The organism is Glycomyces sp. NPDC046736, assembly GCF_040645615.1.
Classification (GTDB): domain Bacteria; phylum Actinomycetota; class Actinomycetes; order Mycobacteriales; family Micromonosporaceae; genus Glycomyces.
Genome location: NZ_JBEYYO010000014.1, coordinates 111,415 through 126,990, shown reverse-complemented (window position 1 = coordinate 126,990; position 15,576 = coordinate 111,415). Strand labels below are relative to the sequence as shown.

Genomic DNA, 15,576 nt, shown 5'->3' with positions numbered 1-15,576 from the left:
GATCTGAGGTGAAAAAATTCGAGGCCGCCGTGCCCGACTGGCGGGACGCGGCGGCCCGAGGCCTACTCCAGCAATTGCGAGCGAAGCGCCTCGACCTGGTCGAAACCGGTCGCCTTCACATAGTCCGGGAGCGAGCCGAACCGCTCGTTCATCTCCTCGATCGTGGCCAGCATCGCCGCGGCCGGGGTCGTCAGGCCGCTCTCGGACGCGGGCTTGCCCATGTTCGCGTCCCGCCACGCCCGCCACCGCACGATCCCGTAGTTCGACAGCTCATAGTCGGCCGCGATGTCCCGCGCGTCCACGCCCAGCACCGACAGCAGCGCCGCCGCCACCAGTCCCGTACGGTCCTTCCCGGCCATGCAGTGGAACAGCACCGGCTCGCCCGAGGCGATCACGTCCAGAGAGTCCTTCACCGCCTGGTACCCCGCCTCGTACATCCCCGAATAGCGCTGGCGCAGGAACGGCACCACGTCCGAACCCTCCGGGTGGCTGCGCCCGATGGCCTCCCACCTGACGTGCGAGAGCTCGAAGTGGTGGAACTCGACCCCGTCGACGTCGGGGAAGCGCCCGGCGACCTCCCACTCCTCGGCCCGGCGCAGGTCGATCACGTGCCGGACGCCCAACCGGTTCACCAGCAGGTCCCGGTCGGCATCGGAGACCATCCCGAGGTTGTCGGAGCGGAACACCCGGCCCGACCGGACCTTGCGGCCCTCGGCGGCGTCCCAGCCGCCCACGTCGCGGAGGTTGAACACGCGCTCGGCGTCGATGAACTGCCGGGGCAGGCTGTCGAGAGTGGAGACGGATTCCAAGGTCATGCGGTTGCCTTCCTGTCGGGGGACGATTCGGCCGGAACGACGAACGGCGCGGCCCACACAGGTCCGCGCCGTCGGGTCCCGCACCCATTATCCCGATCGCCCGGAGAACGCCGTCATGCGTCGCTCCGAACCAGGATCAAACAGGACCTGTCGTCTACTTAGAGCCCTCAGCCAAAGCCAAGAACTGTTTCTTGCCCGCCAAGTCCGCTTCGGCCTTCTTGATCCGGCCCGCGTTCCCGTCCGCCTTCGCCCGGGCCAGCTTCTCCTCGGCCTCGGCGACCTGCTGGCGCATCTGGAGCAGCAGCGGGTTCTCGTCGACCGGGACCTTCCGCCAAGCGGTGTCCAAAGCCTCGCGCAGCTTGTCCTCGACGTTGCGCAGACGGCGCTGCAACTTCGCCTGGTTCTTGCGCGGGACCGGGCCGATGTCGTGCCAACCGGCCTGGAGGTCGCGGAACGCGTTCTGCGCGGCCTTCGGGTCGGCCTCGATGTCGAGCGCCTCGGCCTGCTTGAGCAGCTCTTCCTTCTGCGCCTGGTTGGCGTCCAGCTCCGCGTCGCGGGCCGAGAACACCTCCGAGCGGGCGTTGAAGAACACGTCCTGCGCGGCCCTGAACCGCTTCCAGGCCTTCTGCTCGGCGTCCGGAGCCAGTCGCCCGGCCTCCTTCCACTCGGCCATGAGGGCCTTGAGCTTGTCGGCCGTAGGGCCCCAGTCGGTCGAGGTCGAGAGCGCCTCGGCCTGCTTGATCAGGTCTTCCTTGGTCTGGCCGATCACCTTGCGCTCGGAGTCGAGCTGCGAGAAGTAGGCGCCCCGGTGCCGAGTGAACGTGTCGCGCGCGGCCGAGAACCGGCGCCACAGCTTCTGGTCGGTCTTCCGGTCGACCCCGTGGATCGCCTTCCACTCCTCGATGATCTCGCCGAAGCGCTGGCCCGAGGCCTTCCAGTGGCTGTCGCGGGCCGCCAGCTCCTCCGCCTCGGCCACGAGGGCCTCCTTGGCGGCGACGGCTTCGGCGCGCTCGGCGTCCTTGGCGGCCTTGAACTCGCCCAGCTTCTCGTCGGCGTGCTTCGACAGGCCGTCCAGGCGCGTGGCCAGGCCCTCCACGTCGCCGACCACGGCCGCGGTGTCCAGGCCCTCGCGGAGCTTGCGCAGCTGCGAGGCCGCCTGCTCCACGTCGGCCGACTCCGAGTTCAAGCGCGCGGCGATGAGATCGACTTCCACCACGAGGTCGGCGTATTTGCGCGCGAAGTGCGCGAGCCCCTCATCGGTGGAGCCGGCCTGCCAGGAGCCGACCGCGCGCTCGCCTGAGGAGGTCTTCACATAGACCGTGCCGTCGGCGTCGATGCGGCCGAAGCTGGTCCAGTCTCCGAGGTCACTCATCGCGGTAATCTCAAATCCTTCACACGAACTAAGGGACGTACTTCCCGTACCTTACGGTGGTCGGCGGGTCTCCGCCAGCCGGGTGGGGGCGCACGAACCGAGGGGTCATTCAATTGAACGGTGTCAACGGGAGGCTCGCAAGCGAGGCCGCCGAGTCATGACTCCCGAGCTCCGCCGAGAGACGGGTGGCGGCCTTTCCACCCTACAGCCGCCGGTGATCGCCGTCGTAGGGCCCACCGCCGCCGGGAAGACCGCACTGTCCGTTTCGCTCGCTCTCGCCCTGGACGGCGAGGTGGTCAACGCCGATTCGATGCAGTTGTACCGGGGCATGGACATCGGCACCGCGAAGATCACCGAGGCCGAGAAACGCGGTGTGCCCCATCATGTCTTCGACGTCCTGGACGTCACCGAAGCGGCCGATGTGGCCCGGTACCAGACCCTCGCGCGGGAGGCGATCGCCGACATCCGCTCCCGTGGGAAGCGCCCGATCCTGGTGGGCGGATCGGGGCTCTACGTCCAGGCCGCCCTGGACGAGATGGACTTCCCCGGCACCGACCCCGAGATCCGGGCCCGGCTCGAAGCCGACCTCGAACGCGACGGCTCCACCGCGCTGTGGGAGCGGCTCAAGGCCCTCGACCCCGAGGCCGCGAAGTCGATCCTGGCCTCGAACGGGCGCCGCGTGGTGCGCGCGCTCGAAGTCGTGGAGCTCACCGGCAGCTTCACCGCCTCGCTGCCCGAGCCGCGGGCGCACCTCGAAGCGGTCCGCATCGGCGTCGACCTGGACACGGCCGCGCTCGACGAGCGCATCGAGCGCCGCGTCCAGTCCATGTGGGACACCGGCCTGGTCGACGAGGTCCGGGCCCTGGAGGCCCGGGGACTCAGGCAGGGCCGCACCGCTTCTCGCGCTTTGGGCTACCAGCAGGTGCTGGCGTTCCTGGCGGGGGAGTACGACGAGTCCGAGGCCTTCCGCCTCACCGCCCAGGGCACGCGCCGCTTCGTGCGCCGCCAGCGCTCCTGGTTCAAAAGGGACGGCCGCATCGAATGGTTCGATGCGGCCGATCCGGAGCTCTTCGAGGCTGCCCTCGCCCGGATAAGATCCTATACGATATAGGATATATCCTATCGGGTGCTAGGCGCGCGGGTTCGGAGCCGTGGTCTCCTTCGGGTCGGTCACCGAGACCGGCGCGAGGAGGTCGTTGATCTTGCCGTAGACCTCGTCGGAGAGCTTGACGCCGACGGCCTTGACGTTCTCCTTGACCTGCTCGGGACGGGTCGCGCCGATGATCGCGGCCGACACGTTCGAGTTCTGGAGCACCCACGCGAGCGCGAGCTGCGCGATGGTCAGGCCCTGCTCCTCGGCGATCGGGCCGAGCTGCTGGACGCGCTCGAGCACGTCGTCGTTCATCCAGTTCTCCACGAACCGCCCGAACTTCGGGTCGGCGCCGCGCGAGCCGGCCGGCGCGTCCTGGCCCGGCTTGTACTTGCCGGTGAGGATGCCGCCGGCGAGGGGGGACCACACGATCTGGCCGATGCCCAGCTCCTCGGAGGCCGGGACGACCTCGGCCTCGATGACCCGCCACAGCGCGGAGTACTGCGGCTGGCTCGACACGAGCTGGATCTTCAGCTCCTTGGCGAGGGCGGCCGCGGCGCGGATCTGCTCGGCGTTCCACTCCGAGACGCCGATGTAGTGGGCCTTGCCCGAGTGCACCACGTCGGCAAACGCCTGCATGGTCTCCTCGAGCGGGGTCTCCACGTCCCAGCGGTGGGCCTGGTACAGCTCCACGCGGTCGGTCTGGAGGCGCGTCAGCGAGTTGTTGATCGACTCCTTGATGTGCTTGGTCGACAGCCCGCGGTCGTTCTTGCCCGGGCCCATCGGCCAGTAGACCTTGGTGAAGATCTCCAGGCCGTCGCGGCGCTCGTTCTTGAGCGCGCGTCCGAGGACCTCCTCGGCCGCGCCCTGCGCGTACACGTCCGCGGTGTCGAAGGTGGTGATGCCTTCCTCAAGGGCGGCCTGGACGCACGCGACCGCCGCGTCCTCTTCGACCTGCCCGCCGTGGGTGATCCAGTTGCCGTAGACCAGTTCGGAAATTACGAGGCCAGAGCGGCCGAGATGACGAAACTCCATGTTGAAGAGCCTACCTGCCGTGCGGCTAGCGTCAACGAAACCAAGGTCACAAATACGCCGCACCCGCGTATAGCCCGCGCGAGCGGGCTATCGATCAGGAGTCCGGAGTGTGCCTGCGCTGCTCGAACGGCGACTCGTTGAGCAGCATCTGGATCTCGGTCGGCTCGATCGTCTGCGCCTCGGCCTGGTCACCGGCGAACACCCCGCTGCGCACGTCCATCACCGACTGGTAGCTGTTGACCCGCATCCGCGGGATGCAGTGCGGGTGCTCGTCGACGATCCACCGGATCATCCGCTCGCGCACCTCGCACCGCAGCGACCACTGGTCCGAAGGGCTCGCCGCCGAGACGGTGATCCGCAGCCGCATGTACGGCCCGGTCGCCTCCAGCACCACCATGGCGTGGCTGCGCCCGTCCCACAGCGGGTTCGCCCGCAGGAACCGGCCCAGCTCGGCCCGCGCCTGGTCGACCGGCAGCCGCCAGTCCGCGTCCAGCAGGATCGTGCCCAGCACCGCCGGGTTGTTCCGCGTCCAGTTCACGTACGGGTGCGACTTGAAGTACGAGGTCGGCAGCACCAGCCGCCGCTCGTCCCAGATCCGCACCACCACGTACGACAGGGTGATCTCCTCGATGCGCCCCCACTCGCCCTCGATCACCACCACGTCTTCGAGCCGCAGCGCGTCGCCGAACGCGAGCTGCATCCCCGCGAACAGGTTCTGGAGCATCGTCTGCGCCGCCAGCGCCGCGATCACGCCCGCCACGCCCGCCGCCCCCAGCAGCGAGGTGCCCAGCAGCTTGAGCGAGGGGATGTTGAACAGGATGATCCCCACCGCGACCATCCACACCCCGGCCGCGACCAGCCGGTACGTCACGATCGCTTGCGTTCGCCGCCGCCGCCCGCCCACGTCGTTCTCGTTGAGCGAGCCCCAGCGCTGCTGGAACGGCTCCTTCGCGATGCTCAGCAGGTTCGAGATGAGCCACGCGCCCGAGATCACGGTGCCGAACATGAGGGTGCGGCTCAGGTTGATGTTCCAGCCGTGGTTCCACCCGTCGGTGTGCACGTCGCTCTGCACGAACAGCAGGATCTGGATCCCCCCGGTCGCGGCCATGAGCTGCGCCGGGCGCAGCGCCTTGCCGATGACCAGCGAGTGGCGCTCGGAGGCGTGGCGCAGCAGCAGCCACTTGACGAGGAGCCTGGCGAGGCTGACGGCGCCCGCGGACAGGACGCCCACGGCGAGGATGACGACCCAGGGGTCGAGGTTCGGCATGCCTTCCAGGCTAGCGAGAAATCCTCGCCGATCGGGTGCCGCGATCGTGCCTATAGGGGACCGTCGTCGATGGAGACCGCCGCTTCGAGGGTCCGGAGCGCTTCGGCGCGTTCGGATCGCACCGCGGCGACCTCGCCGCCGTCCAGGCCCAGCGCGCCCCACGAGTACCCGTCGGTCACCAGGAACCCGGCCGGGTGGACCTCGATCCGCTGGTAGCGCGGGGGAACGACCACGCGGCCGGTCTTGTGGACGACGAGCACGCGTCCGCGCTGGGAGGCCACGGCCACGCCGCCGACGAACCCGGTGACGGTGCGCCCGTCGGTCGTCGGGGTCTCCATGCCGGTGTAGAGCATCGGGACGACCACGGTGCCGGTGCGGTCGATCGCGCCCCAGTCGGCCTGGCAGACCGCGGCCACGCCGCCGCGGAAGTCCCCGGCGGAGCTGAACGCGGCCTGGACGACCGGCCGCCCGTCGGGCCCGAGGTACCCGAACCGCCCGGTCTGGGGGTCTTGGAAGCGGTCGGGCGCGGGGTGCCCGGCCCGCTCGGGCCAGCCGCGCGGGGAGGCCCCGAAGCCGTACTTGGCCGCGTGCTCCTCGATGAGCGAGAGCGCGGTCTCCACGATCTGCATCACGAAGGCGTGCGGGTTCTGCTCGGAGGCGCGCTGCACGTGGATGAGCGATTCGGTGATGCGCCCCTGCGCGATGCACGAGAGCCCGGCGTAGGCCCGCACCGCGCCGGTGAGGGTGCGGGGGAGCTCCCCGGCCTCGGCGAGCGCGAAGAGCTGGTCGGCCTCCTCGAAGCGGCCCCGCACGCGCAGGACCTGGGCGAGGCGGGCCCTGGCGGGGGCCAGGAGCAGGTCGGCGCCGATCGCCTCGGCGTACTTGACGGCCGCGGCCGCGTCGACCTCGGCGCTGTCGAAGTCGCCGAGGACCCGCAGGACCACCGCGCGCACCCCGAGCAGGCGCGACTGGTCGGCTTCGGCGGGGTGGCGGGCGAGGCGCAGCGTGGCCTCCTCGCGGATCTGCTGGAGGGCGCCGGTGTCGGCGATCGCGTGCCGCATGGTGGCGCGATCGAGCGGGCCGAGGGCGCGGAACAGCCCCGCCCGCAAGTCCACCGCGACATCCACCACGTTGACTACTTTCCGGGGTCTGAGAGGCTACGACAAGTTCGAGGGTAGGCCATCGGGGACCCGCGATAGGTCGCCGCGGGTCCCGTCGGTGCCGTCGTCGGAAGCGGGCGGGCAGGCCCGTTCCGACAGGTCGAGCGGCGGTCGCCGCGCGTCTACTTGACGACCTTCCCGAGGTCGTCCTCGGTGGCCTTGTAGCTCATGCGGGCGCGCGGGTTGCGCATCGAGCGGGGCATGATGTTCCGCTGGATCGCGTACCAGTTCATGCCCGCGCGGCGCTGCGTGGTCTTGGGGAAGCGCGCGCCGACGATGCGCTTGACGCGGCGGGTCAGCAGCACCGACTCGATCACGATGACACCGGTGAGCGCGAGCAGCCCGATGAACAGGTAGCCCTGGAGAGCGACCGTCCCGGCGGTGGAGAAGATGAGGATCGCGAACGCGCCGAACATGTAGTACTGGCTCACCGACCAGCGCGAGTCGACGATGTCGCGGATGAGCAGCCGCTCGGGGCCCCGGTCGCGGGGCAGGTGGTACTTGTCGAAGAGCGGGTCGCCCTTCCACTGGCCTTCGGCGATGCGGCCCCGCTCGGCGCGCACGTCCTCGCGGGCCTGGCGCTTCTGCTCCTTGGTGAGCGGGCCGGACTTCTTGGCGGCCTCGCGCTTCTCCTTGGAGGTCAGCGGGGGGTTGACCGGGGGACGGGCCTTCGACTGGGTGGGCCGCTTGGGAGTGGCCTTGCCCTTCTTGTCGGTGGCCGAGGCCGGTTTCGGTTCCTCAACTGGAGGGACTGCCTGGGCGGACTTCTTCCCCACGGACGATCGGCCTTCCTCGAATCACGGCGGGCTGCTGTCCTCCAAGCATACCCACGGGTGTTCGGCCCCCGAAATTTACGGTTTGCACTATTGCTTCAGGGGCCGGTCGCCTCGCTCAGACAGGGCGCGGGCGCTCGATCTTGGCGCCCAGACCGAGGAGCTTCTCCTCGAAGTTCTCGTACCCGCGGGTGATGTAGCGGTCGACGCCGTACACGCGCGAGGTGCCCTCGGCGGCCATGGCCGCGATGAGGTGGCTGAACCCGGCCCGCAGGTCGGGGATCTGGAGGTCGGCGGCGTGCAGCTTCGTGGGCCCGGCGATGACGGCCGAGTGCAGGAAGTTGCGCCGTCCCCACCGGCAGGGGGTACCGCCGAGGCAGTCGGAGTACAGCTCGATGTTGGCGCCCATGCCGCGCAGTTCGCGGGTGTAGCCGAAGCGGTTCTCGTACACGGTCTCGTGCATGATCGACAGGCCGTCGGCCTGGGTCAGCGCGACCACGATCGGCTGCTGCCAGTCGGTCATGAGGCCGGGGTGCACGTCGGTCTCCAGCGCCACGGGCTTGAGCGCGGTGCCGGGGTGCCAGAAGCGGATGCCGCCCTCGTTGGGATCGTCGTTGACCTCGTACTCGCCGCCGATGGAGCGGAAGACGTTGAGGAAGGTCATCATGTCGGCCTGCTGCGCGCCGCGCACGAACACCGAGCCGCGGGTGGCCAGGGCCGCCGAGGCCCACGAGGCGGCCTCGATGCGGTCGGGCAGCGCCCGGTGGGAGTAGCCCTTGAGCTCGTCGACGCCCACGATCTCGATCACCCGGTTGGTGTGGACCTTGATGATCGCGCCCATCTTCTGGAGGACGCAGATGAGGTCCACGATCTCCGGCTCGATCGCGGCGTTGCGCAGCTCGGTGGTGCCCTTGGCCATGACGGCGGTGAGCAGGACCTGCTCGGTGGCGCCCACGGACGGGTACTCCAGCTCGTAGCGGATGCCGTGGAGGCCGTTGGGGGCCGAGAGGTGCGTGCCTTCGGGGCTCTTGTCGATCACGGCGCCGAACTCGCGCAGCGCGTCGAGGTGGAAGTCGATGGGGCGGCCGCCGATGTTGCATCCGCCCAGGTCGGGGATGAACGCGCGGCCGAGGCGGTGCAGGAGCGGCCCGCACAGCAGGATCGGGATGCGGCTGGTCCCGGCGTGGATGTTGATCTCCTCGACGCCGGCGGACTCGACCGAGGTGGGGTCCATGTAGAGCGTGTCGCCGTCGAGCTCGACCTCGACGCCGTGGACGCGCAGCAGCCCGGTGACGACCTCGACGTCGCGGATCGCCGGGACCGAACGCAGGACCGAGGGGGAGGTGCCCAGCAGGGCGGCCACCATCGCCTTGGAGACGAGGTTCTTCGCGCCGCGCACGGTGACCTCGCCGTCGAGGGGGGTGCCGCCGTGGATGATCAGCATGTCTTCGGACGGCGCGGTTTCGGAGGTGGCGTCGGTGCTGCTCAACAGATCTCCTCGATGGATGGAGTGCTGGGATGGAGGCCGGAGGGCGTCAGTCGTGCGACGGCGTCCGCGGCGACATTGCTCGTTGGCCGGGAATTCGCATCCTCGGCGCGGCTCGCTTGCCTCGAATCAACGTGGCGGACCAACGATAACGGAATAGCCACAAGCAAAACGCCCAGGTAGCGGGATAACCGAGGGTGATCATGCGCACCACCCGATCGCGCAACCGGGCGCCCGCCGAAGCCGTGTGGGGCCCTTGGGACCTCGGATCGTATAGGATATATCCTGCACGATCCGAGGCCGAGATTACGGCAGCGCGAGCATCCGGTCGAGCGCCTCGCGCGCGTACCGCGCGGTCTCGGCGTCGACCTCGATCGGGTTCGGGACTCGCCCGGCCACCAGCTCCTCAAGAGCCCACACCAGGTGCGGCAGGTCGATCCGGTTCATCGTCGAGCAGTAGCACACGGTCTTGTCCAGGAACGAGACCTTCTTGTCGGGGAACCGGTTCGCCAAGCGCCGCACCAGGTTCAGCTCGGTCCCGATCGCCCACGAGGACCCGGCCGGGGCCGCTTCGAGCGCCTTGATGATGTACTCGGTCGAACCCACGTAGTCCGCCGCGGCCACCACCTCGTGCTTGCACTCGGGGTGGACCATGATGTTGACCTCGGGGTCGAGCCGCCGCATCTCCTCGACGCATTCGAGCGTGAACCGCCCGTGGACCGAGCAGTGGCCCTTCCACAGGATGATCTTGGCGTCCCGCAGCTCCTGGTCGGTCAGCCCGCCGTTCGGCTTGTGCGGGTTGTAGAGCACGCAGTCGTCCAGGTCGAAGCCCAGCTCGCGCACCGCGGTGTTGCGCCCCAGGTGCTGGTCGGGCAGGAACAGGACCTTCTCGCCCTGCTCGTAGGCCCACCGCAGCGCCCGCTCGGCGTTCGAGGAGGTGCACACCAGGCCGCCCTCGCGGCCCACGAACCCCTTGATCGCCGCGGTCGAGTTCATGTAGGTCACCGGGACGGTCGCGCCCGCGATCCCGACCCGCTGGAGGTCCTCCCAGCACTGCTCGACCTGCGAGGCGGTCGCCATGTCGGCCATCGAGCACCCCGCGGCCATGTCCGGCAGGATCACGCTCTGGTGGTCGCCGGTGAGGATGTCGGCGCTCTCGGCCATGAAGTGCACACCGCAGAAGACGATGTACTCCGCGTCGGGCCGCGCCGCGGCCTGCTGCGCGAGCTTGAACGAGTCGCCGGTGACGTCGGCGAACTGGATCACCTCGTCGCGCTGGTAGTGGTGGCCCAGGACGAACACGTTGCCGCCCAGTGCCTCCTTTGCCGCGCGCGCTCGCTCGACCAGGTCCGGGTCGGAGGGCGCCGGCAACTCACCGGGGCAGTCCACCCCGCGCTCGGAGCCGGCATCGGTCCCGCGCCCGAGGAGCAGCAGCGCGGTCTGAGTGTTCGCAGGTTCATTGAAGCCCGTCATACGCGCAATCCTAATCCGTCCCGAGCCTTTCTCGGCCCCGCCGAAATCCCCGTCACGTCCTCCCGACCGCGTCCCGAACCGAAGGCTCGCTCGCGTAGCCCCGGCCACGTCCGCTCGACCGCCTCCCGAACCGAAGGCCCACTCGCGTAGCCCCCGGCCACGTCCGCCCGACCGCCGCGCCCTCGTCCGCGACCGCGCCTCGAATCGAAGCCCCGGCCACGTCCGCTCGACCGCGTCCCGAACCGAAGGCCCACTCGCGTAGCCCCGGCCACGTCCGCCCGACCGCCGCGCCCACGTCCGCGCCCCGAATCGAAGCCCCGCTCATGTTGCCCTCGCGGTCGCGCCCGCTCCAGCTCGCGCTCCGCGGACCTGTCGTACCCGACCGGCACCATTGCAACCGGGGGCGGTTGCGCCGCGACACGCCCGAGCGCGTGTTCACGCCCACCTCAGCCCCGCTCTCGCCTGGCCATCGCCGACCGATCGGCAAGCGGTTACCGCGCTGGAAATCGCATCCATTACGCTCAAGGTGTGCGCATCCTCATAGCTCCCGACAAGTTCGCCGGCACCATGAGCGCCGCCGAAGCCGCCGACGCCGTCGCCGCGGGCTGGACCCGTGCCCGCCCCGGGGACACCACCGTCACCCTCCCCCTCGCCGACGGCGGCCCCGGCTTCACCGACGTCCTCGCCCACGCCCTCCCCGCAGCCGCCCGGCGCATCGTCACCGCGTGCGACCCCCTCGGCCGCCCGGTCGAGGCCGACTACCTGCGCGAAGGCGACACCACCTACATCGAGTCCGCCGCCACCTGCGGCCTCCACCTCCTCAAACGCGCCGAGCGCGACCCGGCCCGCGCCACCACCTACGGCCTCGGGCTGGTCATGGCCCACGCCATCGAGCACGGCGCGCGCCGCCTGGTCATCGGCCTCGGCGGCTCGGCCACCAACGACGCCGGAGCGGGCATGCTCACCGCCCTCGGACACGTCCTGCGCGACGCCACCGGCCAACCGATCCCCTACGGCGGCAACGGTCTTGCCGCCGTCGCGACCGTCGACGGCCACGCCCGCACCCGGGGCGCGGCCATCGTCGCCGCCACCGACGTCGACTCCCCGCTCCTGGGCCCCCACGGCGCGACCCGCGTCTTCGGTCCCCAGAAAGGCGCCGACGAGCGGCAGCTCGCCGTCCTCGAAGGCGCCGTGGGCCACTTCGCCGCCGTCGTCGAGGACGCCTTCGACCTCCCCGGCCTCGCCACCCGCCCCGGCGCGGGCGCGGCCGGAGGGCTCGGCTTCGCGCTGTTCCTCCTGGGCGGGCGCCGCGAGTCCGGTGCGCGCCTGACCTGCGACGCGGTCGGCCTCGACGCGGCCGTCGCGGCCGCCGACCTCGTCATCACCGGCGAGGGCTCCTTCGACGCCCAGAGCCTCCGCGGCAAGCTCGCCGCCGAGGTCGCCTCCGGCGCGGCCGCCCACGGCAAGCCCTGCCTGGTCCTCGCCGGGCGCTCCGACCTGGCCGAACACCCCGATCTCGCGGGCGTCCACGCCGTGGCCGACCACGTCGGCGGCGCCGAGGCCGCGATGGCCGCCCCCGTCGAAGGCCTCACCTCCCTCGCCGAGAAGGTGGCGAGGGAATGGCACTCGTAGGTACCGTCGGACACCGGACCGCGCCGTGCGCCACATCCCTGCGGAAGTGACGTCGGGAATAGCGACGCTCGTGATGCGGTTGGGTACTGTTGACTGGTCGAAGAGACCCGGTCGACCTGGATCTCGCACTTATCAGAGGAGCAGCTAGTGAGCGCCACTCAGCAGACCGAGGACGTCAAGGACAACGCCACCAAAGTCGGCGTCGTGCTCACGGACGCGGCGGCCAGCAAGGTCAAAGCCCTGATCGAGCAGGAAGGCGAGGAAGGCCTGCGCCTGCGCGTCGAGGTCAGCCCCGGCGGCTGCTCGGGCCTGCGCTACGGCCTGTTCTTCGACACCGACGTGCGCGAGGGCGACACCGTGCAGGACTACGAAGGCTTCGGCGTCGTGGTCGACAAGATGAGCATCCCCTACCTCATCGGCGCCTCCATCGACTTCGCCGACCGCATCGACGCCCAGGGCTTCACGATCGACAACCCGAACGCCCAGGGCTCATGCGCCTGCGGCGACTCGTTCCACTAGCGGGCCAAGGTCCGCGGTGGCCCGACAGGGACTCCTGAGAGAAAAACTGGACTGCGGTTCACGCCTCGCACGTGCCGCTTCGCTCTAAGCACGAGCTTCGCCGCGAAGCCTTGCCAGTTTTCCACTCAGCAGCCCCGTGTGGCCCGGACCGGACCCGAGCGCCGTCGTGCTTTCAGCCCGGTCGAAGGCTTTCGGCCGGGCTGTTTTGCGCCCGGGGCCGGTGCTTTTGGGCGATCCGTGTTAAAGTGGCCGCTTGCCCGGTTCTTCGAGCCGATTCTTCGCCCTTTCAGCGCCGACAGCGTTGCGGGCCTTCGGCAGCAGCCGATCAACGACTTTCCGTCCCCGACTGAACGAGGACCATTCCTGTGCCACTTGTCGTGCAAGGCATGAAGACCGCCGTCACCGGCTCCACAGCGGAGGCCGTGGGCCACGGCATGGGCCGGCTCGGCCAGGCCCCCGTCGTCCTCGACGCGAACCGAGGCGAGCGCGATCTCATCGAGGTCATGGAGCTCGGTGGCACCCTGGGCCTGATCCACATCGGACCCGACCACCCGAAGGCCATGCGCGCCTACGCCGAGCAGTGCCGCGACCTCGGCCTCGAATTCAGCGCCGATCCCGGCGACCTCGAAGGCCCCGAGGCCGTGGAGTTCCTGACCGGGGCCAAATTCCTCGTGTCCAGTCAGGACCGATACCAGCTCCTCCAGGCCACCACCGGCCTCACCGACGACGACCTGCTCAGCCTGGTGCGGGTCCGGGTGACCACGATGGACTCCGACGGCGTCGAGATCGCCGGCCACGACATGGATCGCGTGCGCGTGCCCTTCGCCCGTTCGGGCGACCTCATCGACCCCTCCGGCTCGGGGGACGCCTTCACCGCCGGGCTCCTGGCCGGGCTCGGGTGGGGGATGAGCCTGCGCCGCGCCGCCGAGGTCGGCAGCCAACTCGCCTCGCTCGCCGCGGAGACCGTGGGCCGCAACAACTATGACGTGAACCCGGTCGACTTCGTGCACCGTCTGGAGCAGTCCTACGGACCGGCCGCCGCGGCCGAGGCATCCGCATACCTGCTGCCGGAGTGAACTCGTGGGCCGACTTGACCCAGGATCGAAACATTCGTATCACTAGATGGGTCTATGTCGGCCATCTCTTCGAAACATTTACCAGCAAAAGTCTCTACTTACCCTCCGACAGGTAACGATTTCACAACGTACCCTTTCGTTTACTTGTGTTGTACGCCATGGTGTGAGGTATCCCACGACCCACTCACACCCTGGAGCGTCCAGTGCGACGAATGCGAATGACGGTGGCCTTCATGGCCGCCGCCGGCCTGGCGGTGTCCACCGCCGCCTGTACCGGAGATGAAGGCGACGTCGACGGTGAGGGAGGCGGCAGCGGCGGCGTCCTCAACATGCAGATCGGCGAGGTCCGCAGCCTGATCCCAGGCGGCTCCGGCGAGTCCGAGGGCTACCGGATCATCAAGAACATCTACGACGGCCTGGTGTACTACGACATCGACACCGGCGAGCCCGAGAACATGGCCGCCGAGAGCATCGAGTCCGAGGACAACCAGGTCTGGACCATCAAGATCAAGGACGGCCTGACCTTCCACAATGGAGAGCCGGTGAACGCCGACGCGTTCATCCGCTCCTGGGACCGGATCGCCTACGCCCCCAACGTGCTGCCGCTGAACTACTTCTTCGGCACCTTCGAGGGCTACGCCGAGATGAACCCCGACCCGAAGCCGGCCGACACCTGGGCCAACCCCGAGGTGCCCGAGTACGACCCGGTCGACGTCACCCACCTCTCCGGTGTGACCGCCGTCGACGAGCTCACCATCGAGGTCAAGCTCAGCGCCCCGTTCATCGGCTTCCCCTCCATGCTCGGTTACGAGGCCTTCCTCCCGATCGCCCAGGAGTGCCTGGACGACATCGAGGCCTGCGAGGCCAAGCCGATCGGCAACGGCCCCTTCATGTTCGAGGAGCCCTACGACATCGAGGGCGGCGGCTCGGCCGTGGCCTGGGCCGACTACCCCGGCGACCACAAGCCCTCGATCGACGGCGTGCGCTGGCACGTCTACCTCGAAGGCAACGACTGCTGGCCGGACTTCCTGACCGGTGACATCGACGTGTGCAGCCCCGGTGCGGCCGACTACGAGTCGGCGATGAACGACCCCGACCTCGGCGAACGCCTCGTCCGCGAGCCCGACCCGAGCATCCTGATGCTCGCGTTCCCGCTGTACGACGAGAAGTTCCAGAACGTCGACCTGCGCCGCGCCATCTCGATGGCGATCGACCGCGAGGGCGTCGCGAACGTCGTCGGCCCCGAGCGCTTCCAGCCGCTCAACGAGTGGGTCCCCGCCTCGATCTACGGCGGCGGCACCGACGTGTGCGGCGAGTACTGCGAGTACAACCCCGAAGCGGCCGCCGACCTCCTCGAAGCGGCCGGCGGCTGGCCCGAGGGCGAGAAGCTCAAGATCTGGGTCAACGACGCCGGTGACAACCTCACGATCTTCCGCTCCATCGGCGACTCGATCAGCGAGAGCCTGGGCATCGAGTACGAGCTGGTCCCCATGGAGTGGACCGACTTCCTCAGCGCCCGTGAGGGACACACCCTCGACGGCCCGTTCCGCTCCGGCTGGGGCCCCGACTACAACCTGAACGAGAACTTCCTGGAGCCGATCTACGGCGGCGGTGCCGCGACCAACGACCAGGGCTGGGAGAACGAGGACTACAACGCCAAGATCCTCGCCGCGGGCGCCGCGGCGACGCTCGACGAGGCGGTCGCGTTCTACCAGGAGGCCGAGGCGATCCTCGCCGAGGACATGCCCAGCGTCCCGATCTTCGGTCAGCAGTACAACTACTTCTACTCCGACCGGGTCGACAACGTCCAGGTCCACCCGATCTACTCCGGTCCGCGCGGTGACTGCGAACTGCGCGACGTCGTGATCACCGAGTAGC

13 protein-coding genes are annotated in these 15,576 nt (G+C 69.4%); 5 read left to right on the top strand and 8 right to left on the bottom strand.

Annotated elements, in window-relative coordinates; genetic code table 11:
* Positions 1–62: 62 nt before the first annotated feature.
* Both AB0B28_RS15330 and AB0B28_RS15325 read right to left on the bottom strand, forming a co-directional pair.
* Entirely contained in the window at positions 63–815 is a 753-nt protein-coding gene (locus AB0B28_RS15330) for a tyrosine-protein phosphatase (protein ID WP_360121186.1), read from the bottom strand.
* A 154-nt stretch (positions 816–969) separates the two neighbouring features.
* Entirely contained in the window at positions 970–2,187 is a 1,218-nt protein-coding gene (locus AB0B28_RS15325) for a DUF349 domain-containing protein (protein ID WP_360121184.1), read from the bottom strand.
* A 157-nt stretch (positions 2,188–2,344) separates the two neighbouring features.
* Here AB0B28_RS15325 and miaA point away from each other — a divergent pair, with 157 nt between their 5' ends.
* A complete protein-coding gene (gene miaA / locus AB0B28_RS15320; RefSeq protein WP_360121182.1) occupies positions 2,345–3,298 on the top strand; it encodes a tRNA (adenosine(37)-N6)-dimethylallyltransferase MiaA in 954 nt (317 codons plus the stop codon).
* Between the two features lie 18 nt (positions 3,299–3,316).
* Here the strand turns inward: miaA and AB0B28_RS15315 are convergent, their stop codons facing one another.
* From AB0B28_RS15315 to nadA, 6 genes are all read right to left on the bottom strand, one after another.
* Positions 3,317–4,312 carry an aldo/keto reductase family protein gene (locus AB0B28_RS15315; protein WP_360121180.1) on the bottom strand — a complete coding sequence of 332 codons (996 nt, stop codon included), beginning with the start codon at positions 4,310–4,312 and terminating at the stop codon, positions 3,317–3,319.
* A 94-nt stretch (positions 4,313–4,406) separates the two neighbouring features.
* The gene (locus AB0B28_RS15310) at positions 4,407–5,579 is read right to left on the bottom strand and encodes a mechanosensitive ion channel domain-containing protein (protein WP_360121178.1); all 1,173 of its coding nucleotides are present in this window, start codon (positions 5,577–5,579) and stop codon (positions 4,407–4,409) included.
* Between the two features lie 50 nt (positions 5,580–5,629).
* Positions 5,630–6,709 (bottom strand): WG repeat-containing protein, encoded by a 1,080-nt coding sequence (locus AB0B28_RS15305; protein WP_360121176.1) that lies wholly within the window; start codon positions 6,707–6,709, stop codon positions 5,630–5,632.
* A 152-nt stretch (positions 6,710–6,861) separates the two neighbouring features.
* On the bottom strand, positions 6,862–7,515 hold the full coding sequence (locus tag AB0B28_RS15300; RefSeq protein ID WP_360121174.1) for a DUF3043 domain-containing protein: 654 nt from the start codon (positions 7,513–7,515) through the stop codon (positions 6,862–6,864).
* A gap of 115 nt (positions 7,516–7,630) precedes the next feature.
* A complete protein-coding gene (murA, locus tag AB0B28_RS15295) occupies positions 7,631–8,956 on the bottom strand; it encodes a UDP-N-acetylglucosamine 1-carboxyvinyltransferase (protein WP_360121220.1) in 1,326 nt (441 codons plus the stop codon).
* 348 nt (positions 8,957–9,304) lie between these two features.
* A complete protein-coding gene (gene nadA, locus AB0B28_RS15290) occupies positions 9,305–10,471 on the bottom strand; it encodes a quinolinate synthase NadA (RefSeq protein ID WP_360121172.1) in 1,167 nt (388 codons plus the stop codon).
* A gap of 528 nt (positions 10,472–10,999) precedes the next feature.
* Here nadA and AB0B28_RS15285 point away from each other — a divergent pair.
* The 4 genes from AB0B28_RS15285 to AB0B28_RS15270 all read left to right on the top strand — a co-directional run bounded on the left by AB0B28_RS15285 (position 11,000) and on the right by AB0B28_RS15270 (position 15,575).
* A complete protein-coding gene (locus AB0B28_RS15285; protein ID WP_360121170.1) occupies positions 11,000–12,103 on the top strand; it encodes a glycerate kinase in 1,104 nt (367 codons plus the stop codon).
* A 147-nt stretch (positions 12,104–12,250) separates the two neighbouring features.
* On the top strand, positions 12,251–12,622 hold the full coding sequence (gene erpA, locus AB0B28_RS15280) for an iron-sulfur cluster insertion protein ErpA (RefSeq protein ID WP_360121168.1): 372 nt from the start codon (positions 12,251–12,253) through the stop codon (positions 12,620–12,622).
* A 365-nt stretch (positions 12,623–12,987) separates the two neighbouring features.
* Positions 12,988–13,698 (top strand): PfkB family carbohydrate kinase, encoded by a 711-nt coding sequence (locus AB0B28_RS15275; protein WP_360121166.1) that lies wholly within the window; start codon positions 12,988–12,990, stop codon positions 13,696–13,698.
* A 212-nt stretch (positions 13,699–13,910) separates the two neighbouring features.
* Positions 13,911–15,575 (top strand): ABC transporter substrate-binding protein, encoded by a 1,665-nt coding sequence (locus tag AB0B28_RS15270; RefSeq protein WP_360121218.1) that lies wholly within the window; start codon positions 13,911–13,913, stop codon positions 15,573–15,575.
* Position 15,576: the final 1 nt, after the last annotated feature.